Origin of the sequence: Parasutterella muris (assembly GCF_009767915.1) — a bacterium.
In the GTDB taxonomy this organism is placed as follows: Bacteria; Pseudomonadota; Gammaproteobacteria; order Burkholderiales; family Burkholderiaceae_F; genus Parasutterella; species Parasutterella muris.
In genome coordinates this window covers 1-26,700 of the sequence record NZ_WSRP01000035.1, presented here as the reverse complement: position 1 = coordinate 26,700, position 26,700 = coordinate 1, and the positions used below count along the sequence as shown (strand labels likewise).

The window sequence follows — 26,700 nt, the reverse complement described above, 5'->3', positions numbered from 1 at the left end:
TACTACTTCGGTGAAATCGCAGGGAAAAGACGGATGTTATTTGAAGCCCTCGGGGTTCCGGTTCCTGATGCAGAGCCCGAAAAGGCTCAGGTCTACGAAGACGACGAAGAAGAGACAGACTTCTAAAGAAGATGCCTTCAGATTAAAAGTTGAGCCTCTGCTAGAGGCTCTAGATTCTACAATATTTCAGTGAGAGCAGGGGGCGAAACAAACCAAGATTTCTCCGGCGGCGCCCCGCCGAATTTCTTCTCGCGCGGAAATGAAAAAAGCCTGAGACGCAAATCTCAGGCTTCAGAATCTTGGCGGAGTGGACGGGACTCGAACCCGCGACCCTCGGCGTGACAGGCCGATATTCTAACCAACTGAACTACCACTCCAATCAGTTGCTAACGAGAAACTGTGGTGGGTGCTGAGAGTCTCGAACTCCCGACCTACGCCTTGTAAGGGCGCCGCTCTACCAACTGAGCTAAGCACCCAGCTCTCGTTTGGAGAACTGTGTTCTCCTCAACAACGGAATGGCTATTCTACACTATCTTTTAAGTTTTTGCCAGCGGCAAACTTAGGAATTTTGCGCGCAGGGATATCAATTGTTTCATTTGTTTTCAGGTTGCGTCCTTTACGGGCTGCTCTTTCAACTACCGAGAAGGTGCCGAAACCCAACAAACGAACTTCGTCTCCTTTTTTCAAAGTTCTCTCAATGTTTGCTAAAACAGAATCAACAGCTCTCGCAGCTGCCGGTCTGGTGATGTCGCATTCGATTGCGACAGCTTCAATAAGTTCAGCTTTATTCATTAATGCCCTCCTAAAATAAAGGGGTAAAAACTCTACAAGTGGGATGATAGCAGGGATTAAACTGCAAGTTTTCAATTTTTTGTGTATTTATAATCAGTGTTATCCATTAATGCATAGAACGCGCAAAATGGCTATAAAAATACCGTGTCGAGATACAGCCCTTGTGACACAAGAGATGCATTAATTCAGTACTTTGATCATCGGTGTTTGAAGCCATTGGTCCTTTAAACCCGCATTGAGCCATTGCGCGATCGGAGAGCCTTCTTTCAGCAGTGAATTGCTTAAATCCACAGAAAATTCTTCAAACGCTTCTTCCAGTGTTTTGCTGTGCGCGTCCGCAAGCAGCGCCCATGAGCAGCCGGAGTCTGTGCCGATCTGTACAACATAATTCGTAGAGATAAGTCGGGACAGTGTGGCATTGACCGCGTCCGGATAGCTTCCGATCGCTTCCGCAAGTTCGATACTGCTCATCTGAGGACGGTTATCCTGCTTGGCTTTCATAAGGATGCGAAGGAGTGCTACAGCAGACAGCAGCTGATTGCCGGGTTTGTCAAAGTCCTTAAAGCGGGTGGCTCTCAGCATGGGCAGAATCGCGGTAATCGCGGCTCCGGCAAGCACAAACATCCAGTTGATGTACATCCAGGTCAGAAGGACCGGTATCGCCGCAAATGCCCCGTATATCGTCGTGTAGGAGCCCTTCATGACATAAATCCCGAAGGCCCAGCGAAATACGGTAAAGACCAAAGCGATGATGAGGCCGCCCACTAAGGCGTCTTTCCACTGTACTTTGCAGTTAGGGACGTATTTGTAGAACATCGCCAGAATCACTGCCTGGAAAAGAAGCTGAAAGATGGGAATCAGCCAGGAGGCAACAGAAGACAGATGCCCGGTCATCGCCATGCCGGTCAGATAGGAAGAAGTGGCAAGGCTGACGCCGATCGCGATCGGGCCGAGACTTAAAAGAGCCCAATAGATCAGTACACGCTGCCAAACGCTTCGAAGTTTTCTGACCTCAAACGTAGAGTTAAGTGCCGCATCAATGGTTGAGATACATAAAAGCGCAGACACCGCCAAACCGATAATACCGAAGGCGGTAAGGCCAGCCGCCTGGCTCGCAAACTGTTTGATATAGCCGAGAATCTGTGTGCTGTACTGCTCAGGCAGCAGCGTGGAGAACATGAAGTTCTCGAACGCCTCACGGTAGGGCGCAAACAAAGGAAACGCGGAAAAAGCCGCCATGATGACGGCTAGCGCAGGCACGATTGACAGAAGCGTCGTCAGAGTCAGAGAAGATGCGACTTGCTTCAGACTGGCTTTGTCGATTCTCGTAAAAACAAAGCTGCCGAATGTCCATAGTTTTTCGCACCACGGACGAGAGGCAATAATCGCGGGCATCTTCTGACTCATATCTATTTCCTTAGCATTCAACCACGCAGACGGCGAGTCCGCCGAGGCTGGTTTCCTTATATTTGTTTGCCATGTCTTTACCGGTCTGCATCATGGTCTTGATGACCTGATCGAGACTGATGTAGTGCGAGCCGTCTCCCATCATGGCAAGGCGTACGGAATTAACCGCTTTAACTGCGGCGACAGCGTTTCTCTCAATACAGGGGATTTGGACCTGACCGCTGACCGGATCACAGGTCAGCCCTAAATGATGTTCCATGCCGATCTCAGCCGCATTCTCGATTTGTTCGTTTGTCGCGCCCAATGCGGCAGCTAAACCGGCAGCCGCCATGGAGCAGGCGACACCCACTTCTCCCTGGCATCCGACCTCGGCTCCGGAAATCGAGGCGTTTTTCTTATAGAGCGAGCCAATCGCGCCTGCGACTAAGAGAAAGCGGTGTCTTCCTTCCTTGTCCGCGCCGGTAATGAAGTGGCTGTAATAATTGAGAACTGCCGGGATGACGCCTGCGGCTCCGTTGGTCGGAGCGGTGACCACTCGGCCTCCGGAAGCGTTTTCTTCGCTGACTGCAAGCGCATAGGCATTGATCCAGTCAATAATCTGAAGCGGATCCTCTGTCACGCGGAGCGGACTTGAAATCAGTTTCTCATAGAGCGCGTTGGCGCGGCGTTTGACTTTAAGCGGACCCGGAAGACAGCCCTTGCGGTTTAGGCCGCGGTCAATGCACGAGCGCATCACGTTCCAGATCAAGTCCAGCGTGTCGTCAATCACTTCCGAACTTCTTGAAGCTTCTTCATTGGCTCGAATGAGCTCATCAAGCCGCAGGTTGTTTTTTCTGCACAGCTCCATCAGTTCGTCTGCGGTCTGGTACGGATAAGGAATTTTTTCAGACGTCAGATTTTTAGAGGAAGGGAAGACCGCGCCTGAATTCTCTTTAAGTTTGGCTTCTTCTTCAGTTTCAATGAATCCGCCGCCGACGGAATAATACTTTTGAGAGAGCAGCTCATTGCCGTCGCTGCCGTAAGCGCTGATGACCATTGTATTGGTATGGTACGGGTCGAGCTCGTTCGGCTCAAAGGACATATCAGTGCTGATATCGAACTGAATAGGGCGAGTGTCGTCAAGAATCAGCCGATGCGTATTTCTAATATTGTCCATCCACGTCGGAATCATATCCGTGTCAACGGTGGAAGGAGACTTGCCCATGAGACCTAAAAGAACCGCCTGATCTGTTGCGTGACCGACGCCGGTTGCGGCAAGCGAACCCATGAGACGGATTTTGACGTGTTCCACTGAAGCAAAAAGTTTGTTTTCTCGGAGCATGCGGATAAAGCTGCGTCCGGCGCGCATCGGCCCGACGGTATGAGAGGAAGAAGGACCGATACCAATGCGGTACATGTCAAAAACGGAAATATGCATATTTGTCCTTTTATATATGTAAATATTTGCACGCTCTGAAGCTGATCAGAACTTCACGAGCCTAATTCGGTGATGCAGAGTTTAATGTTCCGCAGAGGCTGTGCACTCTTGCTCAGCCGCTGAATCGGTTGGCAGAGCAATAATAATCAGCCGGAATTTTTTTCGCTATTGCGAATCATACTGAAATAGCGCCTCTTATTAGAGTTTGCTGAGACCGGACGGCAAAAGTCGATGTAACGAAGTCACTCTATAATCAGATTTTTTCCTGCAATTAAATGAACGGCTTCACTTCTGCGGCAGCTTCACTCTCATTGGATTCCGGTGCGCTGTTTTTACTTTGTCTGTGTCTTGCGGCAGCGCTGTTAATCTGTGTTGTTTGTCTTATTTTTGCGTTCGCGCGCCTTCCGAGAGATTCTGAGCGTATCGCGGAGAAATCCCGAGCCGCCTGGCGGGAGGATATCAGCTTGGCAGCTGAACAGATTAGGACAGTGACGCTTTCCAAAATGGACGCAAAGCTTCTGAATATTCAGCTTAACCTTGAGCGGGCTATGCAGAGTCAGGCCAAGGGAGATCGTGAAGAAGCCTCTTCGGCATTGAAAGCGATGCAGGATACGATCGCGACATCGCTCGCAAACAACGATAAGAGAATTCAGAACTTTGCCAATGAACAGAATCGCCGAGTCGAGGCGCTGACAAGTTCATTGAGCACGTCAATCGCCGAACTCAAGCACAGGGTTGATGAAGATCTCAAAAACATCAGCAAAGAAAATGAAACCAAGCTTGAGAAGATTCGAGAGACCGTGGAAGAAAAGCTTCAGAGCACTTTAACAAGTCGGGTCAGCGAGAGTTTTGCTCAGGTGTCTCAGCAGCTGACGCAGGTTTATAAAGGTCTTGGTGAAATGAAAGAGCTTGCGGCCGACGTGGGCGGTCTCAAGCGTGTTCTTGTCAATGTAAAAAGCCGCGGCATGCTCGGAGAAGTGCAGCTTGAAGCGCTCTTGAGCGAATATTTCACGGCCGATCAGTATGTAAAAAATGCCCATACGCTTGCGGATCAAAAAAGCAAGGTGGTTGAGTTTGCCGTAGTGCTTCCCGGAATCGGCGGCAAGGAGTGCCTTCTTCCGATTGATTCCAAGTTCCCGATTGAAGACTACAAGCGGCTTCAGGATGCGGCGGAAGAGGGTGATTCTGAAAAGTTAAAGAAAGCTAAAGAAGCTATCCGAGGCGGGCTGATTCGCGAAGCGAAGTCCGTTTCAGCCTATATCAATCCTCCGCATACGACGGATTTTGCCATTATGTTTATTCCTTCGGAGGGACTGTACGCGGAAGCGCTCTCGCTCGACGGTCTGACGGAGAGCCTCTATCGGGATTATCACGTTTACATTATGGGCCCATCCACCCTTGCGAGCGCGCTGTGCGCGTATCGAGCCGGATTCCAGACCCTGGCGATTGAGAAAAAAAGTTCGGAAATCCGGAGCATTCTTATCGCGGTTCAGGCCGAATTCGGCAAGTTCCAGGGCACGCTCGATAAGCTCAGAACTCAGGCGGAGACGGTTGTTAAAACGGTTGAACAAGTGGAAGTCCGCACGCGGCAAATGAACCGCAAATTGGCGCACGCCTCCCAAAGCGAGGAAGACTCGAATCTGACGCTTGAAGAGGCGCCAAAGCCGGCACGGTTGCCGGATAGTTTGCAGTGACGCAATCATGGTTAGGTTCTGATCGGATTGGCCGGCGTTCTGCCGAAGAACGCCTTGAACTCTCGATTGAACTGACTTTGATTCTCATATCCGACGAGAAGCGCCGCCTTTCGACAGCTGAATTTTTCTTCGGAAATAAGCCGCTGCGCCTCTTTGAGCCTCAGAACTTTCTGAAACTGCTTCGGAGAGATTCCGGTGAAGGCTTTGAAGTGGCGATGGAAAGATGTCGGAGACATGCAGGCCAGTTCGCTTAGTGTCTCAATGTTATGCCGTCGGTCATAATTTTTGCGGATAAAGTCAATCGCTTTCATCACGCGGGCATAAGGCCGTTCAGGCGTGTAGACCTGCCGAAAGAATGAGCCGAGAGAGCCGCTGAGCACTCGGAAATGAATCTCTTCCTCCAGAATCGGGATTAAAAATTTTCGTTCCGTTGGTGAACGCATGGCAATCAGCAGACGTCTAAAAACGTCCAGAAGCTCGTTTGAGGCCTTTTCCGAAACGTCCGAAACCAGTTTGTCCTCGATGTGCGCACCCATTTTTATCAGCATTTCCTGAACTAAATCTTCATTGAGTTCGTAACTGATGCACAGATAAGGGACCTCTTTGGAACCTTCAAGGAAATGGTCGCCGTCGGGCAGTTCAAAACCAGCGGCGAGACAGTCACCGGCACAGTAAAGACTTTGATGAATTCCATCGATTTTTGCGGTTTTGTGCCCCTGAACAACGATGACAACACGAGGACGGTAGTTCTCGATCTCGCAACGTGTCCGACATTCCCTGCGGTGCAGACTGAGTCCGGGAATAACGTCGAAAAAACTACCTTCGCTCGGAACGCTCTGAAGCATTTCATCTCTTAGTTCTAATAACTTATTTAGACTCATAGAAGTATCTTTGTGTTATTTGCTTACTGAATATTCTAGATGAAAAGAAATTAAATGATCATATATGGTAGTTTTATGTCATAAAGATTGGAAGTTTTGTCTCTTCTCGAGAAAAGTGTTTTTCTCCATCATTGCATCAGGAGAAAATCTTTTATGACAATGAATAAAAAATTGATGTGCACACTGTTGGCAGCTGCCGCTTTAAGTACGCTTTCAGGCTGTCGAAGCAGTGACTCAAGTCCGAGGGGAGAACCTCAGCCTACCGCGGTTCGAATGATGAAGCCTCGAGTCGATTCGATTGCTGAACGTATGGAGTTTCCGGCATTTATTCGGGCGTTCCATGAAGTACGGCTTAATGCCCGGGTTGACGGATATTTGAAAAAACGTTCCGTACAGGAAGGCAGCTCGGTACAGCAGGGAGATTTGCTTTTTGAGATCGATCCGAGGCCGTTTGAAGCGCAGGCGGAAGTTCGCCGCGCGGAATTAAGGCAGGCCGCCGCGCAAAGAACCTATGCGGCCGCTAAATATAAAAGAGCGCTCGAACTGGTAAAGGCGAACGCGATTTCCAAGGAAGAGCTTGAAACCCGTCGCTTTGAAATGCAAAACGCGGAAGCCGAGGAAGCACTGGCCAAGGCTCAGCTGGAAACTGCGCTTTTGAATCTGGAATTCACTCAAATTCGCGCGCCAATCAGTGGCAAGTTGGGAGAAATTCTTTTAAAAGAAGGTAATTTAGTGAAGGCGGGGCAGTCTGAACTCACCACTTTAATTGATGATCAGAACGCATATGCGGATTTCAAAATTAACGACAAGGCTTTCCTGAAACTCGTACGAGCCGGCGTGCTTGGAAATGTCCCCCATTCGCGCCGATCCAAGCGTGGTTTGACGATGGAGAGCGACGGTATCCGGGAGAGTTGTCTTTCACAGATAACGCATTTGATCCGCAAACGCTCACATACACCTTAAAACTGCAGTTGAAGGCGAGCCCGGAACTAGCGGCCAATCGAATCGGTCGGGTAACACTCGAACTTCCGATAAGCAGAGATTTGATGCTGATTCCGGATAAGGCCGTTCAGACGGAACTGACAGATCGGTTTGTCTGGATTTCTTCCCAGGACGGAACAGCCCAAAAGGCAAAAGTTCGTGTAGGGCGCCTTTTTGGTTCAGAGCGAGAAATTTTGGAGGGATTGAAGCCGGAAGACACGGTGGTACTTAGCGCTCAGCAGAAACTGAGAATTGGGACAAAGCTTCGCAGCATCGAGGAAAAAGCGCAATGAGATTTACAGACTTTTTTATTAGAAACCCGATATTTGCCGCGGTTATCTCATTATTTATTGTACTTTTCGGTCTGCTTAGCTACATGTCCCTGCCGGTCGCACAGTTTCCGGAGATTGTTCCCCCGTCTGTCGTTGTGACAGCGTCTCTTCCCGGCGCTTCCCCCCAGGCGTTGTCTGACTCCGTTATTGCTCCTCTGGAGCAGTCAATCAACGGAGTGGACGCGATGACTGAGCTGCAAAGCCAAGCGGCGTCAGACGGAACCGTGACGATTACGGTGAATTTTGCGCACGGAACAAATCCCGACCTTGCTCAGGTGCTGGTGCAGAACCGTGTATCGGCTGCTGAGCCGCGTTTGCCTGAGGCGGTCAGAAGAAGCGGTGTTACGGTGCGTAAGCGCTCTAGTGATCAGCTTGCGGCCGTTCATTTGTATTCGACCGATCGGACGCGTGACACGCTGTTTTTAACTAATTACGCGATTTCGCAGATGGCAGACCGATTGGCGAGGCTTTCGGGGGTCTCCGACATTACCGTCTTTGGCAGCCGAGAATACAGTATTCGAATTTGGCTTGACAGCGATCGCCTGATGCAGCTTGGACTTTCTCCTACTGAAGTTGTGCAGCGGGTACAGGAACAAAATCGAAATATTCTGGCGGGCAAGGTTAATGCACCGAAGATGACGGAACAGCCGGGTGCTTTTGAACTGCTGATCCGAGGCGAGGGAAGGTTAAGGGAGCCGCAGGAGTATGACAATATCGTGATCAGAAGAAGCGCAGATGGAAGAACGCTTTATCTGAAGGATATTGCTCGCACGGAGCTCGCTTCTTATAACTATGACGAAGAGTTTTATCGAGACGGAGTTCCTGCTATGGGTCTGGCAATTTTCCAGACGCCCGGAGCGAACGCGATTTCGACAATGAAAGCGATCCGGGCCGAGCTTGAGGAGATCCAAAAGGAGCTGCCAAGCGGTGTGGACTGCTATATGACGATAGACAATACCGAGTTTATTGAGAACTCCATCCGATCTGTCTATCAGACGCTCTTTGAAGCGACTGCTTTAGTGGTTCTGGTGATTCTGCTTTTTCTGCACAACTGGAAAAGCTCACTCATTCCGATTCTATCCATTCCCGTTTCGATTATCGGTACCTTTATCGTCATGAAAGCCTCGGGATTCACGATTAATAATCTAACGCTGTTTGGTTTGATTCTTGCGACCGGTATTGTGGTGGATGACGCGATTGTCGTGGTTGAGGCGATTGAAGCGAAGATCAGGAACGGCATGAGTCCGTTGGAAGCCGGATTTGCTTCAATGAAGGAGCTTAGCAAAGCGCTGGTTGGTATTGCCGCGGTTTTATCCTGCGTATTTATTCCAACGGCGTTTTTACGCGGTATTACCGGAAGTTTTTACCGGCAGTTCGCACTGACCATTGCGGCTGCGACAATTATTTCAGCTTTTGTGTCTCTGACGTTGTCTCCCGCCCTCAGTGTGCCTCTTCTGTCGGTCCGAAAAAAAGAGGGATGGTTTTCGTCAGCGTTTAATCATTTCTTTGGTATATGTTCGGAGCACTACAGCCAGCTTGTTCGGATGCTTGTGAAGCTTCGCTGGTGGGTGCTTGCAGTTTATGCAGTTTGCAGCTGCTTCACTGTGTTTTTGTATACCAATGTTCCTAGTGGTTTCATTCCGAGGCAGGACAATAATTATTTATCCGCGAGCATTCAGCTTGCGGAGGGCATTGCCCTGAATCAGACGGCTGAGACGCTTAAGAAAGCTCAGGAAGCGCTCTCAAAGGTCAAAGGTGTTCAGCATTTTATGGTTATTGTCGGGCAAAGCGGAGCGACGCGATCTAAAGCTTCCAATGCCGCACTGATGGTGATAAAGCTTGAACCACTGCCTGAGCGTATTAAAGAGGGGCTTTCGATCGGCGTGATGATGAGTCGGATTCGATCGACCCTAAACGAGGCGATACCGGAGGCAAGCGTTAACGTTTTAGCGCCGCCCGCGGTTATGGGTATCGGGGCCGGCGGTGATTTCCAGTTTTATCTTCAGGATCGAATCGGTTTGGGCGTGAATGAACTTACAGATGCGGCGCAGGAGTTTATTCGAGCATTAGCCGCGTCGCCGGAAATTGAAAGCGCGTTTTCCTCCTTTAGAACGGACACTCCGCAGCTGGAGCTAAAAATCGACCGAGAAAAGGCCGCCATGCTGAGGATTGATTTGGAGGAACTTAGCAATACGATTCAGTATGAATTCGGAAGTGTGTACGTGAACGATTTTAATTTGTTAAATCGAGTATTCCGTGTCGTTGCTCAGTCCGATTCTGAGTTTCGTTCTCTGGAAACGGATCTAGATCGTGTTTGGATTAAAAATGAGCTCGGCAGGATGGTTCCCCTGAGTTCAGTGGTTTCGATCGAACGAACATCCGCGCCTCAGGTCATTGCGCGCTATAACATGTACCCCTCGGTATTTGTTCTAGGCAATATTTCTGATGGAGTCAGCAGTACTGAAGCGATCTCTGTGATTGAAAAGATGGCCGCCGAGACGCTTCCGGAAGGGATTAGTCTGCTGTGGACCTCAATGATTAAAGAGCAGAAGCAGGAGGACAACACAAATTTATATATTTTTGGTCTGTGTCTTTTATGTGTGTTTCTTTCCTTGGCCGCGTTGTATGAAAGTCTGAGGCTGCCCCTGATTATTATTTTGATTGTTCCTCAGGTTCTGCTGTTCGGGCTTATCGGACTTGAGCTTAGAGGTCTGGGCAACAGTCTGATGGCGCAGATCGGATTTGTGGTGCTTATCGGATTAGCCTGTAAGAATTCTATTTTGATTGTTGAGATGGCCAAGCAGTTTCAGCAGGAAGGATTGAGCCGGTATGACGCGATTGTTCGAGCCAGTGCCGTTCGTTTACGAGCCATTTTGATGACATCGTTTGCGTTTATTCTCGGCGTGGTACCTCTGGCGTTTTCGAGCGGCTACGGATCGGAGCTGCGTCAGGCGGTTGGCACGACGGTGTTTGCCGGGATGCTGGGTGTGACTTTTATCGGCTTGTTTTTTACACCGGTTTTTTACGCGCTGATCGCTAAAAAATGAAGTTAAGCAGACAGAGAGCGGCCGGCTTATTTCAGCGAAAGATCTTACGTGGCAAAGTGAAAAGTCCTATTGAGCACACATTGAACTGAGGATTTGACTTCTGAGCAGGCAAATTGATATCCGCCAAGCTCCCTAAAATTGTTGGCGCTTTAAAGCAGTTATGAGGCCGATAATGAAGGGAGCTTCGTTTTTTTCGCTCCGCCTTAAGTAGGGGCGATTATTGGAAAACTGAATATATCTTCACATATTTTTCACTTGCGGAAGGAAGAGGTATGTCAAGCGCCAGGTTTGGTAGGAGAGTTATTTTACGATTATTGAGTGTTTACCCTGATTTTGCTTGAGATATACGGCAGAAAAAATATAATTCAGGCGATTATTTCAACAAACAATGGTATTTAAAATACATACCCCCCCCGTATCCCTGAGATCAGGATCTGAGTTAAACAATCGTAATTTCTCTAAAGAAATTATCGCTAGTATTTCTTCTTCAAAAAAACAAAGAGTCAGCCGATTTAAAACTGCAGCACTGACTCTGGCCGTATTTGGCGCAATTTCCTTATCAGCGCCGGTCAATGCTCTGACAATCACTGCTGATACAAATGAAGCCAACGGACTTACGCTGACAGATGCGAATCTTGAAAACGCATCAAACAGTTGGTACGGTTTATCCGTAGTGAATTCAACGCTGAGTGGCAAAAACGAATTTAATGCCTCCGTCAGCAAAACAGATTCAGCCAGTCAGAGATCGACTCTTAGTATTGTCAAGCTTTCAGATGCACAACTGCAGTGGCAGGGAAATGCCACACTGACCTCAAATTCCGCCTTGATGTCACTCAACGCCATCAGCCTGAATAACTCCGCGGTTTCAATTGAAGGAGCTCTGGCTGCTGACTTGACTGCAGCACGAACCTTTGAGAGGTCAGAGGCAACAGCCATCACCGTAGATGTAGGAGAGTCCGCCTTAACGGTCTCCGGAAACCTGGATCTGAAAACCACAATGCAGGGCGATGCCGCATCTTATGAAGCAGGTTTGGATAAAGATGAGGACGGGGATCACTCAAAAGCCATAGGCATTTCTTCCCGTTCCGGCGGATCCCTGACCTTAAAGGCTGCGGAAACCAGAATTGAGTCAACCGCCGAAAAACTGCAGGCGACCGGTATTCTTGTTAGTGATAATTCAAGTCTTACAGGAAGCGGAGTCCTTACGATTAACGCGGTTTCCGGCCGTGATTCACAAACACTGTTCACGAGGGACGGGGGACGAGTTGTTTGGAACGGAGATGTGACGCTGTCATCTACACTCCACTCGCTTGATACTACGTTCGCAGACAACGAGGCCGGCAACGTTGGTATTTTTTATTCTGATCATGATACGTACGGCAGTGAAATCACACTGAACGGCAACGTCAGTTTGTATGTTGAAGCCTCTCGGAATAAACTTCCCGAGCAATCCGATATGCTGATCTACAACGTTGGTCTTGATACCGGTAAATATACGGAGTCCGACTCAGAAAAAATCACGATTGGCGGCGAAGGAAAAACCGTAACAATGAAATCGGTTATTTCCGGAGCACTTGTAGATAAGGATGTCGCTTGGAATATTTATATCGCTGAAGGTCAGCTCAATGTTTACGGTAAATCCATTGTGCTTGAAGCGGTGGCCAAAGGTAAAGGCGGAGCAGAATCCATTGCTATCGAGGGAGGTGAGGTTAATCTCGGCAGCCCTAACGGGACTGTGACCATTAAGGCGACAGCTGATGATCCAATGCTCACTTCGGCAATTTCCGTGATGAACGGTACATTGAATCTCTTTGGTGATGTCACTATTGAATCCGGTACAGTCCAGGTTTTCTCGGAAGATCTGGGTATTTCGGACTATGCTAAGGGCGCAATCAATGTAAAAGGCAACATTAATCTGCCCGATCTTTCCATTATCCAGGTTGGAAAACTCAACATCGAAGGCTCCGTAACGACCAACAGCGCTCAGGTGTTCGAAAACGCCGCCAGCGCAGCCCAAACGCAAATCGGAGCGCTTCTGTATGAAGATAAACTGGATTTTCAGGAAAATTCCAAGCTGATTCTGACGGATGCTGAATATACTGTCCAGTACCTTGCTGACATTAAAAACACGTTGGCGAATAAGCCGATTATCCAGATGAATGGAACATTAGTAGGAGGAACTGTTACTCTGGAGACGCTGCCGTTGCTCTCTGGAACTATTGTCTCGTCCGCGCAGCTGAAAGTTAACGGAAACGCCGCGATTACTGACGATCAATTTAGTGGTTCAGCAACGCTGGTCGGCGTCGGATCGGTTCAGGTCACAGATGGCGAGAGCATTACGATTGCCGCAGGAGATAATACATTTACGATTGTCGGCGCTAACGGCGGCGACCTGGTTTCCGGAAATAAGGGGCCAGTTAGCGTGATCGTAGGCAACGACGACAATTCCGGCAAACTCACCATTGGCGGCAGCGGCACTCAGGGCGGTGTGATTCAGGGTTCTCTGACCGTTAACGCCGGCTCATCCGTCAGCGTGGAAGGTAATTCAGGCGCTGCGGCGAACTTCCAGATTGCTTCCGACTTTATTGTGAAGACAGATGCGTCTGTCAGTCTGAAGGATGGAGCAATCCTATCAGTGGACAACGCTGTCGTTGATTACAAAGGCATCATTCGCATTGGTCAAAACAGCTTAACGGGTGTTGGCAAATTCGTGAGCCGATTCGTCAGCTTGGCAGGTTCAATTTTCCTTGACCCGGCCTGGGAAAATGGTACACCGGCGCTTGGCGCAATTGAAATTGTCGAAATGTCTGAAAGCGGCAATATCACGGTCGGACAGAACTCCGCTCTGGTCCTCGGTTCTCAGGACGCGGATTTGGCATTGAACGCAATGAATAAAGCGGGTCTGTCACTGTCAGAGAACGGTATCAAGTCTGCTCTCTACCTTGCCAAACCTCTGAATGTCGGAAACGGCTCTATCGTCGTGGACGGTTCGCTGACAAGTCCTGCTGAAGGTCAGTCGGGTGTCGTTTCCGTTGCGGCTGACAGTCTGCTCGCTGTCGAGATGACAGACGAGCTTGCGATCGGTAGTGAAACAGCGATTACCGGAGCTAGCCTCAATCTGGCCGACGGAAGCTCCGTTTTGCTTGCAGGAATGGAAAAACTCACTGTCAGTGACGATCTCAGCGTAAAGCTTGCGGACTCAGTCGTTGTTGGCGAGAACGTCAATATTTACGGCAGCAGCGGTCTGTGGTATGGATACGGATTTAAGGACGGTGTGATCACTGCCCAGTACGATCCGACACAGCTGTTAGTTGATAACGGTTTGACAGCGCCTAACGTTACGCGCGAAGCGCTTCTTACAAACGCGGAAAGCGCAGCTGCTCTTCGTGAGCTGATCAATGCGGGTGACTATGCAGGAGCCGCCCGCTGGATGAATCAGAGAGCGCTGTTTGCCTCTGCCGGTGCCGCTCAGGCAATGACCGTGACGATATCCTCGATGGTTACCGACACGATTGAGCAGCATGGCTCATTGATTTCCAGCTACAGTCATGACAAGGCCGGAGTCGATCTGTGGCTTAATGTGGACGGTCTTTTCACTCGCGCAAACTCCTACGAAGCCGGAAGTTCGAAGTACGGCTACAGAGCGGATCTTGCCGGAGTCACATTTGGTGCGGATTACGCGATGGGCAACGGTTTGGCTGCCGGTTTAGCCGTTTCACTCGGTAAAGGCAATGCCCGAAGCCGCGGCGAAGCCTCCGGTATAAAGAACAAGATCGAATACAGGGGCCTGAATCTCTACGGTGCATGGAACACTCAGTATGCTAACGTGATCGGATCTCTCGGCTACATCCGGTCTGAAAACAATATGAGATCTGCCGGCCTTAAAGCTAAGCCCGATACGAAGGCTCTGACGGCAGCCGTTCGTGTAGAAAAAGACCTGAGTATTGGTGATGCGTTTACAGTAACACCGCATATCGGAGCTCGTTATTCGCACATTAAGCTGGATAACTTCGGCACCGCAGGATTCCGTTATTCAGCAGAAAAAGCGAATTTGTTCCAGATCCCGGTCGGAGTCGCGGTTAAAGGAAATTACGATGCCGCCTGCGGGGCGAAGGTTAAACCGTTCCTGGATCTCACGGTTTCTCCGACCATGGGTGACAAGAAAGTCAGCAACCGTTTCGCGCTTGAAGGCTCTTCGGCTTCGGATTCCATCGAAACCCGAATTGCGAACACCGCACTGTTTAACGCGAAATTTGGTTTGGAAGCGACTCGCGGAAATCATAGTCTTGGTGTGAGCTATGGCTTTGGTGCAGGCGATAAAGGCCGCATTGACCAGGCTCTGCAGGCGAAATATCGCTATGTCTTCTAATTTCCGGCTTCTTGTTTAGCTTTGCAGAAACCGCCTTCGGGCGGTTTCTGCGCTTAAGCATTTACTAAACCGGTGGAGATTTGCTCTCAGCGATTTGCGCAGCATTCTCACGCATTCGAACAGGAAAAATTTGTCGAAGCGGCTGATGTTTGAACTAAATGCGTCCTCGTTTTTGAGCACGCAAAAAAAGACGGCCTCATGAAGAAAGAGGCCGTCCTTGTTAAAGGAAACTAAACTGCTATGCCTGCTTTGTTTTCTCAAGTACGTAGGCGGCAAGTTCTTTTGCGGCTTCTTCGGCGCGCTCCGGAGTCGCATCAAAGATTTCAGCCAGAAGACGCTCGCTGACAAGTTCCGGATTAAAACGAAGCGTCAGGTCGTTGCCGTTCATCTCGCAGGAATGAAAGGCGCTGTCCGGGCTGCATTCCGAGGCGATTTCGGCAACTTTGCCTTTAGCCAGCATCGCAATGATCGGATTTTTAAAAGCCAGCTCAACATGATTTGCTGAGATGTTCTTGAGATTTACAAAATCTCTGGCCTTGTATAACTGTTCAATGGGTAGTGCCATTTATTTTTCCTTCAATGTAGTTGGCTTATTCTAATTGATCAGGCCGGAAATAAGAACCGCGAGAACAAGCGCAGGACAAAATACACCGATAATCAGCCGCATAATCTTAACGCGAGTTGGGCAGGCCGCAATAGTCGTCCATTCGGTGTGAACCCGATCCCACGCGGTCCAGGCGCAAAGCATGCATGCGATAATGCCGCCGATCGGAAGTCCGAGATTCGATACTAAGAAGTCCGCCGAATCAAATACCGTCTTGCCAAAGAATTTGACATCGGCAAGCACTCCGAAGGACAGCGCGCAAGGAACGCTTAGAATCAGCATGAAGATAAGACAGACAGCAACGGCAACAGGGCGGCTGAGTTTCAGTTCCTGAACCATCCAGGTAATGTCAATCTCCAACATCGACACGGCTGATGTGAGCGCTGCAACAACCAAACAGCAGAAAAAGACGATCGCGAAAAATTGTCCGGCAGGAAGCATGGAAAAGATCGCCGGCATCGTGATAAACGTCAGACCGGGACCGGCTGCAGGATCCATGCCGAAGGCGAAATTCGCGGGAAGAATCATTAAGCCGGCCATCAGCGAAATAAGCAGCGAAAGCGTGACAATCCAGAAGGTTGAACTGATCAGGTCGGTCTTTTTATCAATATAGGCTCCATAGGTCACCATGCAGCCGGCACCTACGGAATAGGAGAAAAATACAAGCCCCATCGCGTCAAGAAGCGCCTTCCAGCTGAATTTCGAAAAGTCCGGCATAAACAGATATTCCACGCCTTTCCAAGCGCCCGGCTGACAAAGTCCCGTGACGATCAGGATGCACATAAAAATAAATAACAGCGGCATCAGGATTTTGGAACAGAGTTCGATGCCGCCGCGAATGCCAAAAGCAACAACGAATCCGACAAGGGCGAGGAAGCCCACTTGAGCGCAAACGGAGATCGAAGGCGAAGAGGAGAGTTCTCCGAAAAGAGAACCAAGCGCTTGGGGAGTCGAAGCCGAAAAACCGACAATTGACTCAAACAGGTACATAAGACACCAGCCGCCCACGACAGAATAAAACGAGAGGACAACAAAGCCGATCAGAATGCCCAGATATCCAAGTACTGACCAGAAGGGGCCTCCGAGATTTCGGTAAGCGGTAACAATTCCTCCTTTTCCCGCTTTGCCGAGTGTGATTTCGGCAAGCAGCAGGCCGAAAGCCAGCGTGAAAGAAAAGAAAATATATGGAATCAGGAAAGCGGCGCCGCCTTCTGCGCCCGCCATGTATGGAAATTTCCAAATCGCTCCGAGGCCAATCGCGGCTCCGACGCTCGCAAGAATAAATCCAGCTTTTCCTGTAAACGTTTTTTCTTTGGGACGTGCCATTTTTATTATTTGTATATTTAAGCGTTAAAGGAAGTTGGAAATCGCAACAACTGCGATAAAGCAGGGAGCAACAAACGCAAGCATGAACCGTACAAATTTCATGTAGCCCGGAGAGCGCTTTTTGTTGACGTTCAGTTCATAACTGGTTTTGTCGAAGAAGAACCAGCCGGTGAGCGCAATAACAAAGATGGCGCTGAGCGGCATGAGAATGTTGCAGGCAAGATAATCGGTCGCGTCAAAGATGTTCTTTCCGAGGATCGTATAGTCAGACCAAGGTCCCATCGACAGCGCGGCCGGGATCGAACAGATAGTCAGCGCAACGAAAAGCGCGAAGGAAGCGCCTTTGCGGCTGAACTTCCATTCATCCATCAGATAAGCGAGCGGAACTTCAAAGAGGGAAATCATCGAGGTCAGAGCCGCGACAAGAAGGCAGCCGTAAAAACAGACTGCAAACACATTGCCTAAAGGAATGTGAGAGAACACTGCGGGCATTGTAATAAAGGTGAGTCCGGGACCCGCAGACGGATTAAGACCGAAGGCGATAACGGGAGGAATAACCATCAGTCCGGCAAGAATGCAAGAGATGAACGCCAGAACGGCAACCCAAATCGCTGAAGAGGGAATGTCTTCCGAGTGGTGAATGTATGAGCCGTAAGTAATCATAATACCCATGCCGACGGATAGGGAGAAGAAAGTAAAGCCCATCGCATTCAGCAGAGAGTTTGCCGTCACTTCGTCCCATCTCGGCGAGAAGAGGAACTTCAGTCCTTCCATGGCGCCGGGCAGTGTAAGACCGCGGATAATCAGGACAACCATCAGCACAAAAAGAAGCGGCATAAGAATCTTGGAGATTCTTTCAATTCCCTTATTGACACCGAAGATCAGAACACCGGCAGTGATGGCAAGGAAACCTGTCTGATAAACAATTGCGGAAACAGGAGAACTGACGGTAAGTTTGAATGTTTTTTCAAGCAGTGCAAGGTCGCTTGAGGCGGCGTTTCCGCGGATCGCTTCAAAGAGGTAGGTCAGACACCAGCCGCCTACGGTACTGTAGTAGGTCATAATGACAAAGGCGGTCAGCACACCGATAAATCCCAGCGGAATCCAGGCTTTGCCCGCGATTCGTTTAAAACTGGTGACCACGCTGCCGCGTCCGGCTCTGCCGATAATCATTTCTGCCATGATCAAAATGACGCCGAAGAACAGTACCATGGCGATGAACGGCAGAATAAAAGCTGAACCGCCGTTGGCACCTGCCATGTAGGGGAATTTCCAAATAGCACCGAGGCCGACAGCCGAGCCGGTCGCAGCTAAAACAAAGCCTATTTTGGAGCTCCAATTGGAGCGAGCATCAGACATTAACTACTCCTAATTTCTTCTTTTGGTGAAAAACATCTTCGATTATGGATGAAAACACGGATTAAATTCGCTAAAACCGCTACTAATTGCTGTAATTGCCGCAAAATGAGGAAAAAATACTTTTATCGTGGGCAATTAGAAAATTAGAGACAGCAGAAAAACAGTAACTGCGGCTCTGATCACGTACATAGGTAGTGATATGTCGCTTATCTCAAATGGAATAAGTAGTTGTACTAATCATTGGCAGGATAATGCTCTAAGAATAAAAATGATTCGGCAATAAAAACAGCAAAAAATGTCAGTATTTCTATTGATTTAAGGATGCGTATGGTTTACTATGAGCACGTGGTTTGAGGTGGTTGTGTAAAAACAACCGTTTATCCTGGTTGGAAACCCTGCTCACAAGCTGAGCAGGTTTTTTTGACCTTGTTGCCGACATCCGCTGCCGCCCAAAAGTAATATAGCGTCCGTCAAATCGCTTTTAGAAGACGTTTAAAGCTAAAATTTTCCATATACACATTAATTAATGAGGCGGATTGTGTCTGAGAACACTTTTGATCAAACGCTTGATGTTAAAGGACAGAAATGTCCGAAGCCGATGCTGAAAACTAAAAAGGCGCTGGCGAAGATGGAGCCGGGGCAGACGCTGCTTGTGCTTGCCACCGATCCGCATGCGGTCCGCGACCTAAGTCAGTTTGCCGATCAGACCGGAAATAAAATGCTTTCTTCCTGTGAAAACGACGGGATTTACGAAATTCTCATGCAGAGAAAATCGGAAAGCTGATTCTCATAAGAGAGGAGAAATCATATGTCTCACTTAACCGACCGTATTCCGCTTCTTCCTGAATCTGCGGCAGCCGTCCAAGCGGTTCTTAATGATCCGAAAGTAAAGAAAGTGCTGGAGCAGGCCGTCTCCAAGGAAATCTTTACGATTGAGGAGCAGATTGAGATCTGCGAAGTTCCCGCGCCTCCGATGCGGGAACAAAAAAGAGCGGAATTAATCACGCAGAAAATTCGACGCTACGGTCTTGAGGCGGAGATTGATCCTGTTGGGAATGTTATCGCCCGTTTCAAAGGCGTTGAGCCTGACGGTCCGGTTTGCGCCGTGACAGCGCATATGGACAACAGCTTCCCTGAGGGCACGAACACCTCGGTGCGCCGCCAGAGCGGAAAACTTTTTGCGCCCGGTATTTCGGATGCGTCCCGAGGACTCGCCTGCATGCTGCAGGTGATCCGTATGCTGGTGAACTCCGGTGTCCAAACGAAAGGAAGGAGACATCCTCTTTATCGGAACGGTCGGGCAGGAAGCGGAAGGCGATCTGCGCGGCGTCAAGCGTATTTTCTACAGCTCCGGCATTCATATCGACGGAGTATTGGTCATTGACGGGGCTGATCCCGGACGAATCCTTTACGGATCCACCGGATCTAAACGCTATAAGATTGAATACACCGGTCCCGGCGGTCACAGCTTCCTGAATTTCGGTCAGTATCCGAGCGCGACACAGGCGCTTTGTCGGGCAGGGACGATGCTTTCGGATCTGGAGGTGCCGCAGGAGTCGAGAACCACTTTTGCGCTTGCCACAATGAAAGGCGGATCTTCCGTTAACGCAATCGCCGAGCATGCTGAATGCGAGGTGGATTTGAGAAGCGAAGACGCTCAGGTGCTCGATCGTTTGGTTAAGGAGGCGCTGCCGCTCTTTGAACTCGGCGCACAATTGGAAAACGCGCGCTGGAAAGTCACGGATCCTTTCCTGCAGATTACGTGCAAAGTGACGCCTATCGGTTATCGTCCTGCCGGCAGTCAAAAGCCCACGAGCCCTGTGCTTCAGGCCGCTCGCGCCGCTCAGGAGGAGCTTGGAATCGAAATGACCGCCTATATGAGCGCTTCAACCGATCAAAATGTGCCGATGTCCATCGGAATTCCCTCAACAACACTTGGCGCAGGCGGCCGGGAAGGGTTCAACCACTCGCTCTCCGAATGGTATGAGCCGGTTCGTTCCTTTGAAGGTCCTCAGCTTTGCCTGCTGACCGCGCTGACACTGATCGGTATTGACGGAGGAGCCGCGCCTCTGCTGCCTGTTTACACGGCATCTCCCGCCGCGGAGTGGCAGGACAGTCTCTAGCGAGATAAAGAATCGGCTGCCTTGGGCAGCCGATTTCAGAATTTAGAAAGGATTGTGCGCGGTGTAGATTTGCATGCCGTTTGAGAGCACGGTTATCTTATCCGGCGATTTATTGGCGACGATCTGGGCCTCAAATTTGTCCTTATCAACACGCGTATAAGCCTTTCTCGGCACAAACATCTGAACGAGCGCGCCGATCTGAGGCTCTTTGCCCAAGAGGTTCAGATTCAAAGACGCAAACTGCGGTTTATCCGGAAGCCAGCGCAGATCACCCGACATATTCAGTTGGTATGCCTTAGTCTTTATGACGGTTGGATTCAGCTTCAGCCAGACGTCGCCGCTGAGGAACGAATTACCTAAACGTTCAAGCGCATCTCTTGAAACTGCGGCTTCATCTCCTATAAGTAGATTCGTGACCGCATCGTACATTTCCGGATCATTGGGAATATGAGTCTCAATCTGAGGATTAGCGCTTTCAATTGTGGATTTCAAACCGCTGATGCGTGCGGACAGATTCTGCAGATCAATTTTAGAGATCTGCGTAATTTCTGAAGGCTTTTTAGTGAGTGCAATGTCAAAAGAGACAGATTCAATCTTGATTGTGTCTTTTCCGTTAACCGTAGAGAGCCCGTTGAGAGCAGCTGAGAAATTTGAAGATTCGGAACCTTGAGAAGTCAGCCTGCCTGTGATTGAGCCGGACTGAATCACCTCTGTCGGCGAGAGACGCAGCGCGAAATTTTGAATATCAAAGACCGCATTGGCAGAATTGAATTTTAGATTTCCATCAGAACTGCTGGCCATATCCGGCAAAGCTTTTAGACTGACTTTACCGATATCAAGCGCGGTGCCTGCAGATTCGTCTCTGGCCGAGAAAGGTTTGGACGCAAATTCCAGCACTTTAGGGATGAAACGATAATTTAAATCGACAGTGAGTGTCGGGTCGGCGCTCTTGATTGCTTCGTTAAAAAGCGGCTGAGAGCTTGCCGCAAGCATCTTCATATTCGCGTGCGGCTTAAGACCGAAACTAACGCTGCCGCCAAAATGCACATCACCCTTATTTAAGATGAATTCGCGGCCGAAGATCGAAGAATTCGAGATCTCAACTGAGACATCTTTAAAGTTCTCGCCGAGGTAGCGAGAAGGATTTTCAGCGAATTGATCAAAGTGCGAAGCCTGGGTATGGATAAGAAATCCGTATGCTGCAGAGCAGACTAGGGCAGCGGCGACGACGCCGGTACCGATTTTTTGAGCGGTGTTCATAACTTCCGGAGCAGATATAAAAAAACGCGGCAGACTGAGCGTCCATGACACGGCGGCTTTTGATGAACCGCTATTGCGTGACGCCTCCAGCTACCTCTCCACCCAAATTATTGTACCACCCGCCCTTCGGATCGGGCGCCTGACTCTCATTGGGTACATTGTCCGGCTCGGCAAAGAACTTATCAAGCGAAATCTTATCCTGAATAACTTTAATACACCGGTAAAAGAGCTGTTCATCAAGCTTATCGAGACCAACAAATTCACCCTGGAAGGTGTAGGCGGCCCGTGAGATTTCAAACGACTTTTGTTTGTAGGGGGCGTTGGGTTCGTCGGCAATCACGCCGCTTTGGACAAAGACGCTTTCCTCCTGAATGCCGGAAGTCACTTTTTTATCCGAGGAATTGATAAATGTGATTCTCATCTTTCCGACCTTGCGCTCCGTCCAGCGCAGTGTCGGAAGGATTGGAATGTAGCGGGTTCCCGGGTCTTCCGCGGAATCGGAAATTTCTACAAAGACGGTGCCGTCGAGCCCTCTGTCATTGATTACGGCCAACCCTGAGGATTCAAAGAGTTTTGACAGCAGTTTATTTAAATCTTCCCGATAGAGCCATTCGACGGAGTTTTCTAAAACCCCCGCGGAATCGAGATCGAGTCCCTGAATGATGATACGGGTTTTAAGTGAGAGGTTAAGCGGAACTTCCGGCCTTTTGATTTGATCGGGTTCGGTTAGCTGAGAATTGACGTCAAACCAGCCGTGTTTCGGGGTGGCGACAGAGATTCCGGTCGAAGCCAGTCCGAGTAGAGAGCAGCCCTGAAGCATCAGGCAGCAGACGGCAGCGGCGGCAAGCTTTCTCATAGTTATTTCTCGTCGACTCGTTGTGGATGAGAGGCTCTAGTATATACGTATCATTGGAATTTCCAATGAGTACTTTCGCAAATAAAGGAAAGGGCGTCCGAGGACGCCCTTTGATCAGAGACTTACGCAATGCACGGCATTGCCAAGCCGATTAGTACAGACCGATGATCTTCCACCAAGCCATACCGACGGTGAGCCAAATCACCACGTTAACCGTTGTGATGATAAAGCCGTTTCTCCACCATTCACCCTGAGAAACGTAGCCGGCGCCGAAGTAGACCGGGCCGCAGCCGTTACCGTAGTGGGTCAGAGAGATCGGGAGGTTGGCAAAGCAGCCGAAGGTGATCGCGACCAGGAGAGCCGGAACGCCGCAGGCGGCCGCAACTGCAACGAATGCAGCGTACATCGCGGAAATACGCGCTGTAACGGAAGCGAAGCAGTAGTGCGAGTAGATGTAAATCAGCGAGATGACCACGAAGGATGTGATCCAGCCGAGGTTGGCGGCAGCGATTGCGCCGCCGATCATCTTGGCGAGCCAGGCGATAAAGCCAGATTTTGCCAAGGCGGTTGCCAGAGCGACGAGGCCTCCCATCCAGAACATAGCATCCCAAGCGCCTTTTTCGGAGAGGATGTCTTTCCAGTCAAGCACTTTGCAGATCAGCATGATTGCGACAGCAAGCATGGCGACCGGTGTCGCGCCGAGTTTTGTCCAGCTTCCGGTTGCCCAGAGGATGAGACACATGACGAAGACGAAGGCAAGTACTTTTTCCTGAAGGTTCATCGGGCCCATCTTCTGCAGTTCGCTGACAGCGAGGTCGTGCGCACCGGGGATTGCCTTGATTTCAGGAGGAGAAAGCTTGAGCATCAGAAGCGGGACGAGGAACAGGGAGATCAGACCCGGGACGATAGCAGCGATGGCCCAGCCCATCCAGGTGATTTCAACACCGACAGCAGACGCGGCTAAGCCGACGCAGAGCGGGTTTCCGGCCATGGATGTCAGGAACATCATGCAGGTGACCGCGTCAGTGTGATAACCGACCTGCATCAGGTATTTACCGATCTTGCCGGCTGTGGGTCCGGGTTCGGAACCGAACGCGCTGGCAAGAGACTGAACGATCGGATAGAAAACGCCGCCTCCTCGTGCGGTTGCCGAAGGCATCGCCGGAGAAACGATCAGCTCGGAGAGCGCGATCGAGTAGCCGAGAGAGAGGGAAGAACGGCCGATGTATTTGATGATCAGGAACGCGATTCTTCTGCCAAAGCCGGTTTTAATAAAGGCTCGGGAGAGGAAGAAGGCGCAGACGATCAGCCAAATTGTGCCGTTGCCGAAGCCCATCAGGGCCTGACCGGTTTTGAGGACGCCGGTGATCGCGCAGAAAGTTAATGCGATGAAAGCGACGGCACCCATTGAAATCGGCTGAAGAATAAAGCCGGCGATAGTGGCCGCAAAGACCGCGAACAGATGCCATGCGTTAGGCGTTAGGCCTTGAGGAGTCGGTATAAACCAAATCACAAAGCCGATAGCCAAAACGATGATCCAGCTTCTTAGGGATTTGCTCATTTTGTATCTACCTGTTGGTTGTTATAAGGATTTAGTGTTATTACATTTGTTAAGGTTTATTAACAAATCGTAACAAGGCTGATTGTATTCCTACTCTTGGTATTTCAACACTCTACAAAGGGTAATCCCGAATAATTCTCAGGCAATTCATTTGTTCAGCAAAGAAATCGTTTTGCTGACACGGTGTTTACATTTTTTTACCTGAATTAAAGTAGCGATGACTCAATAAGTTAAAAGCTTTTGGCTTTCAGAGGGTCTCAAAAAAGGGTATTTCGACTTGCACGATTTTTGAATCTCTGTAGAATTCGCTTCACCTCGAAACGAGAGTTAGAGCGAGGAGTGGTAGTTCAGTTGGTTAGAATACCGGCCTGTCACGCCGGGGGTCGCGGGTTCGAGTCCCGTCCACTCCGCCAGAATTCAAGAGCCCGGGTTTCCGGGCTTTTTCATTGCTCCTAATGGGTGAATAAGTCGCCCGATCCCGCCTTACAAGACTATCTTCTGACTTCAGTAATCGTAGTAATTCAAGGAAGTCAAAATGAACAGTGGTCTTACCTTTGAGACGATTTTCCTGATCTTCCTTCTTGGAAATATCGTCTTGAGTTTTTTTCTTTATTTAAGACAAGTCCGGCTCATCAATCAGGAGAGAGGACGGATCCCTCACGTTTTCGCCGGTCAGGTTTCCATTGAGGCGCACCAATCGGCTGCGGATAAATGTCTGCGGATTGATCAGCTTTATGAAATCAGGCATATCGTGTTTCTGCTTCTTGTCTTTATTCTTTCGTTCTGCGGTCTTTTGCCATGGCAGGCCTCGGTGACGACAGAATTTTTCGGTGACGGCGTTTTTGCTCAGACAGCGGTTGTGCTCGAAGTGGCTGCGCTCTTTCTGATTGTGGACGCTCTGTTTGCGGTTTCTTCGCAAAGCGGAACCGGAGGGCTGTATTTCTCGGCCCTGAGTAATCGGCCGCTTGCGCTCCTAATTGGTTTAGTGAGCGGACTTATTTTATTAACAGTGACATTTGCGCTGTGGGACTCAGAAACGAAGGGCTGGTGGCTTTGGTCGTGGCTGATATCTGCGTTTTTAGTACCGGCTTCCGTTTGGCTATATGAAGTGCTTGCTTTTAGAGGCAGGCCAATGCCGGAGAGTCCGCTGAAGGATCGTCTTAATGAATTTCTCACTAAAGCCGGATTTGTTTCCGGCAGTGTTTTTCTTTCGGACCGCTCTGCCGCTTCGCGGCCCGTGCGGATTGTGGGTTTAGGTAGCGCACGAAAAATTATTCTCGAGTCACGGCTGATTGATCAGCTGACTCCTTTAGAGACAGAGGCGCTGATTGCCATTGAGATCGGCCGAACCAAGTACTGCTCTGCCGTCAAAGCTTCAGTGATCTTTATGTTCCTTTCCTTCTTCTTTTTCCTCTTTCTTGAGCTTGCGGTGCAGCAGCCCTGGTTCTATCAGGGGCTCGGCGTAAATCCGTCTGAAGGAATCGGACATGGAGAAGCGTTTGTCTTATACAGCATGGCAGTATTTGTCTTCATGTTTCCGCTGATTCCGATCAAGAATCTCTTCATGCGGAGTGTGGAAGAGAATGCGGAGCGTTTTTCCGTCAAGCTTTTGGATTGGAACTCTATGATCAGCGCGATAGTCAAAGCGTTTGCCGATAAGGCCGGGTCAATTGCGGCCGATCCGCTGTATAGTATTTTTTATATCTCTCATCCGGACGAACTCTGCCGCATTAAAGCGATCCAGAGAATGGCGCCGAGGCATACGCGTCAGAGAGATTCCTGGCTTCCGAATGCATAACGAATAGGGCGGTAACAGGAATTTTGAAACTGAAGAAATAAAATTTTACAAGTGCTTTTCGTCTTCAAGTTGCGAAAATTTTTCGATAAGGTAGAATCTCGTTTTCTCGATGACGTGAGTCGTTGAGAAGACAAATGGAGTGGTAGTTCAGTTGGTTAGAATACCGGCCTGTCACGCCGGGGGTCGCGGGTTCGAGTCCCGTCCACTCCGCCAAAATTCCTGAGCCCGGATTTATCCGGGCTTTTCCATTTTCGGTCTAATCGCCAAGCAGAGCGGGTCAGTCCGGAAGCCCTGAAGAAAAGCTGAAACAGACGACAGTATTTCGAGTTTGATCGTCTTCATGCAGCTGAAATCGTGCCGTTTAAGGTATCCGGCAAAACCTATACCAAAAGATCAGACCGACATTTCCCGAGTCATCGATATCTTTCACTGCCTTCTAAGAAAACAGCCGGAAGCCCCGTTATGGGGCCTCCTACGTCATTTAAGACGCAGCTGACAACTAGCGGAACCAATTGTCAGCGACCACCGAAATAATTAACACCAGCAGTGCAAGAGGCACTGCCGCTTTAACCTTGAAGGTGAATCCTTCTCGGCTTATTTGTGTTAATATTCTACGGAGGATTGCGAGGATTTTCGACGTCGCATCGCTTTCTCTCCTAAGTATGACTACGGCTCGATTGTTGCATCAGTTGAGCCGTTGTCGTTTTACGGGGCCAAAACGGACACCCGTACCGCCTTTCATCCTTTTTTTTAAAACCTGAATTCCGTGCCCTCTAGGTGATAAATCTTGGAGGCACGGCTATCTTCAGAGCTTCTATCGTCGCTCTTAGTTTCTTGGGGATTAGGTCCCAGTAAAAAGAGTTTTCTTCGTCAGATTTCCTGCTGGTTACGTC

General features: G+C 49.6%; 19 protein-coding genes and 4 tRNA genes. 11 read left to right on the top strand and 12 right to left on the bottom strand.

Annotated elements, in window-relative coordinates; translation table 11 throughout:
• Positions 1-300 precede the first annotated feature (300 nt).
• The 5 genes from E5987_RS10155 to E5987_RS10135 all read right to left on the bottom strand — a co-directional run bounded on the left by E5987_RS10155 (position 301) and on the right by E5987_RS10135 (position 3,616).
• A tRNA-Asp gene (locus E5987_RS10155) sits at positions 301-377 on the bottom strand.
• A gap of 23 nt (positions 378-400) precedes the next feature.
• Positions 401-476 (bottom strand) — tRNA-Val (locus tag E5987_RS10150).
• Between the two features lie 43 nt (positions 477-519).
• Positions 520-792 (bottom strand): HU family DNA-binding protein, encoded by a 273-nt coding sequence (locus E5987_RS10145; protein WP_160335972.1) that lies wholly within the window; start codon positions 790-792, stop codon positions 520-522.
• Between the two features lie 180 nt (positions 793-972).
• Positions 973-2,199 (bottom strand): YihY family inner membrane protein, encoded by a 1,227-nt coding sequence (locus E5987_RS10140; protein WP_160335971.1) that lies wholly within the window; start codon positions 2,197-2,199, stop codon positions 973-975.
• A 10-nt stretch (positions 2,200-2,209) separates the two neighbouring features.
• A complete protein-coding gene (locus E5987_RS10135; RefSeq protein WP_160335970.1) occupies positions 2,210-3,616 on the bottom strand; it encodes an L-serine ammonia-lyase in 1,407 nt (468 codons plus the stop codon).
• Between the two features lie 275 nt (positions 3,617-3,891).
• On the opposite strand from E5987_RS10135, the gene E5987_RS10130 reads away from it, so the two are divergent.
• Complete coding sequence (locus tag E5987_RS10130) at positions 3,892-5,310, top strand: DNA recombination protein RmuC (protein ID WP_160335969.1); 1,419 nt, start codon at positions 3,892-3,894, stop codon at positions 5,308-5,310.
• 11 nt (positions 5,311-5,321) lie between these two features.
• Here the strand turns inward: E5987_RS10130 and E5987_RS10125 are convergent, their stop codons facing one another.
• Positions 5,322-6,155, bottom strand: a complete 834-nt coding sequence (locus E5987_RS10125) for an AraC family transcriptional regulator (RefSeq protein ID WP_160335968.1) — start codon at positions 6,153-6,155, stop codon at positions 5,322-5,324.
• A gap of 195 nt (positions 6,156-6,350) precedes the next feature.
• Here E5987_RS10125 and E5987_RS10120 point away from each other — a divergent pair, with 195 nt between their 5' ends.
• The 4 genes from E5987_RS10120 to E5987_RS10105 all read left to right on the top strand — a co-directional run bounded on the left by E5987_RS10120 (position 6,351) and on the right by E5987_RS10105 (position 14,920).
• The gene (locus E5987_RS10120; RefSeq protein ID WP_160335967.1) at positions 6,351-7,154 is read left to right on the top strand and encodes an efflux RND transporter periplasmic adaptor subunit; all 804 of its coding nucleotides are present in this window, start codon (positions 6,351-6,353) and stop codon (positions 7,152-7,154) included.
• On the top strand, positions 7,103-7,465 hold the full coding sequence (locus tag E5987_RS10115) for an efflux RND transporter periplasmic adaptor subunit (RefSeq protein WP_160335966.1): 363 nt from the start codon (positions 7,103-7,105) through the stop codon (positions 7,463-7,465). Before E5987_RS10120 ends, E5987_RS10115 begins: the two co-directional genes overlap by 52 nt.
• Positions 7,462-10,551, top strand: a complete 3,090-nt coding sequence (locus E5987_RS10110; protein ID WP_160335965.1) for an efflux RND transporter permease subunit — start codon at positions 7,462-7,464, stop codon at positions 10,549-10,551. The genes E5987_RS10115 and E5987_RS10110 overlap by 4 nt, the downstream gene beginning before the upstream one ends.
• A gap of 388 nt (positions 10,552-10,939) precedes the next feature.
• Entirely contained in the window at positions 10,940-14,920 is a 3,981-nt protein-coding gene (locus tag E5987_RS10105) for an autotransporter family protein (protein ID WP_160335964.1), read from the top strand.
• Positions 14,921-15,158: 238 nt separating this feature from the next.
• Here the strand turns inward: E5987_RS10105 and E5987_RS10100 are convergent, their stop codons facing one another.
• From E5987_RS10100 to E5987_RS10090, 3 genes are read right to left on the bottom strand one after another with little or no spacing between them, the layout of a single operon-like run.
• The gene (locus E5987_RS10100) at positions 15,159-15,485 is read right to left on the bottom strand and encodes a hypothetical protein (protein ID WP_160335963.1); all 327 of its coding nucleotides are present in this window, start codon (positions 15,483-15,485) and stop codon (positions 15,159-15,161) included.
• A gap of 30 nt (positions 15,486-15,515) precedes the next feature.
• Entirely contained in the window at positions 15,516-16,850 is a 1,335-nt protein-coding gene (locus tag E5987_RS10095) for a sodium-dependent transporter (protein ID WP_202074617.1), read from the bottom strand.
• A 24-nt stretch (positions 16,851-16,874) separates the two neighbouring features.
• Positions 16,875-18,209: a sodium-dependent transporter gene (locus E5987_RS10090; RefSeq protein WP_160335962.1), complete on the bottom strand. Its 1,335-nt coding sequence runs from the start codon at positions 18,207-18,209 to the stop codon at positions 16,875-16,877.
• A gap of 538 nt (positions 18,210-18,747) precedes the next feature.
• Between E5987_RS10090 and E5987_RS10085 the strand changes: the two genes are divergently transcribed.
• The 3 genes from E5987_RS10085 to E5987_RS13135 are packed head-to-tail and all read left to right on the top strand — an operon-like array spanning position 18,748 to position 20,332.
• Entirely contained in the window at positions 18,748-18,993 is a 246-nt protein-coding gene (locus E5987_RS10085) for a sulfurtransferase TusA family protein (protein ID WP_288320023.1), read from the top strand.
• Between the two features lie 24 nt (positions 18,994-19,017).
• On the top strand, positions 19,018-19,593 hold the full coding sequence (locus tag E5987_RS13140) for a M28 family peptidase (protein WP_237178799.1): 576 nt from the start codon (positions 19,018-19,020) through the stop codon (positions 19,591-19,593).
• Positions 19,583-20,332: a peptidase dimerization domain-containing protein gene (locus E5987_RS13135; protein WP_237178800.1), complete on the top strand. Its 750-nt coding sequence runs from the start codon at positions 19,583-19,585 to the stop codon at positions 20,330-20,332. The genes E5987_RS13140 and E5987_RS13135 overlap by 11 nt, the downstream gene beginning before the upstream one ends.
• A gap of 42 nt (positions 20,333-20,374) precedes the next feature.
• Here E5987_RS13135 and E5987_RS10075 read toward each other — a convergent pair whose 3' ends face one another.
• The 3 genes from E5987_RS10075 to E5987_RS10065 all read right to left on the bottom strand — a co-directional run bounded on the left by E5987_RS10075 (position 20,375) and on the right by E5987_RS10065 (position 24,009).
• Positions 20,375-21,592: a hypothetical protein gene (locus E5987_RS10075; protein ID WP_160335960.1), complete on the bottom strand. Its 1,218-nt coding sequence runs from the start codon at positions 21,590-21,592 to the stop codon at positions 20,375-20,377.
• A gap of 70 nt (positions 21,593-21,662) precedes the next feature.
• On the bottom strand, positions 21,663-22,448 hold the full coding sequence (locus tag E5987_RS10070) for a hypothetical protein (protein ID WP_160335959.1): 786 nt from the start codon (positions 22,446-22,448) through the stop codon (positions 21,663-21,665).
• A gap of 151 nt (positions 22,449-22,599) precedes the next feature.
• The gene (locus E5987_RS10065; RefSeq protein ID WP_160335958.1) at positions 22,600-24,009 is read right to left on the bottom strand and encodes a DASS family sodium-coupled anion symporter; all 1,410 of its coding nucleotides are present in this window, start codon (positions 24,007-24,009) and stop codon (positions 22,600-22,602) included.
• Positions 24,010-24,345: 336 nt separating this feature from the next.
• On the opposite strand from E5987_RS10065, the gene E5987_RS10060 reads away from it, so the two are divergent.
• The 3 genes from E5987_RS10060 to E5987_RS10050 all read left to right on the top strand — a co-directional run bounded on the left by E5987_RS10060 (position 24,346) and on the right by E5987_RS10050 (position 26,020).
• Positions 24,346-24,422 (top strand) — tRNA-Asp (locus E5987_RS10060).
• Positions 24,423-24,544: 122 nt separating this feature from the next.
• On the top strand, positions 24,545-25,807 hold the full coding sequence (locus E5987_RS10055) for a M48 family metalloprotease (RefSeq protein ID WP_160335957.1): 1,263 nt from the start codon (positions 24,545-24,547) through the stop codon (positions 25,805-25,807).
• Between the two features lie 136 nt (positions 25,808-25,943).
• Positions 25,944-26,020 (top strand) — tRNA-Asp (locus E5987_RS10050).
• Positions 26,021-26,700: the final 680 nt, after the last annotated feature.

Coding starts and splice junctions, on each gene's coding strand:
- E5987_RS10145 (WP_160335972.1), bottom strand. CDS start 792: ATGAATAAAGCTGAACTTATTGAAGCTGTCGCAATCGAATGCGACATC.
- E5987_RS10140 (WP_160335971.1), bottom strand. CDS start 2,199: ATGAGTCAGAAGATGCCCGCGATTATTGCCTCTCGTCCGTGGTGCGAA.
- E5987_RS10135 (WP_160335970.1), bottom strand. CDS start 3,616: ATGCATATTTCCGTTTTTGACATGTACCGCATTGGTATCGGTCCTTCT.
- E5987_RS10130 (WP_160335969.1), top strand. CDS start 3,892: ATGAACGGCTTCACTTCTGCGGCAGCTTCACTCTCATTGGATTCCGGT.
- E5987_RS10125 (WP_160335968.1), bottom strand. CDS start 6,155: ATGCTTCAGAGCGTTCCGAGCGAAGGTAGTTTTTTCGACGTTATTCCC.
- E5987_RS10120 (WP_160335967.1), top strand. CDS start 6,351: ATGAATAAAAAATTGATGTGCACACTGTTGGCAGCTGCCGCTTTAAGT.
- E5987_RS10110 (WP_160335965.1), top strand. CDS start 7,462: ATGAGATTTACAGACTTTTTTATTAGAAACCCGATATTTGCCGCGGTT.
- E5987_RS10105 (WP_160335964.1), top strand. CDS start 10,940: ATGGTATTTAAAATACATACCCCCCCCGTATCCCTGAGATCAGGATCT.
- E5987_RS10100 (WP_160335963.1), bottom strand. CDS start 15,485: ATGGCACTACCCATTGAACAGTTATACAAGGCCAGAGATTTTGTAAAT.
- E5987_RS10095 (WP_202074617.1), bottom strand. CDS start 16,850: ATGGCACGTCCCAAAGAAAAAACGTTTACAGGAAAAGCTGGATTTATT.
- E5987_RS10090 (WP_160335962.1), bottom strand. CDS start 18,209: ATGTCTGATGCTCGCTCCAATTGGAGCTCCAAAATAGGCTTTGTTTTA.
- E5987_RS13140 (WP_237178799.1), top strand. CDS start 19,018: ATGTCTCACTTAACCGACCGTATTCCGCTTCTTCCTGAATCTGCGGCA.
- E5987_RS10075 (WP_160335960.1), bottom strand. CDS start 21,592: ATGAACACCGCTCAAAAAATCGGTACCGGCGTCGTCGCCGCTGCCCTA.
- E5987_RS10070 (WP_160335959.1), bottom strand. CDS start 22,448: ATGAGAAAGCTTGCCGCCGCTGCCGTCTGCTGCCTGATGCTTCAGGGC.
- E5987_RS10065 (WP_160335958.1), bottom strand. CDS start 24,009: ATGAGCAAATCCCTAAGAAGCTGGATCATCGTTTTGGCTATCGGCTTT.
- E5987_RS10055 (WP_160335957.1), top strand. CDS start 24,545: ATGAACAGTGGTCTTACCTTTGAGACGATTTTCCTGATCTTCCTTCTT.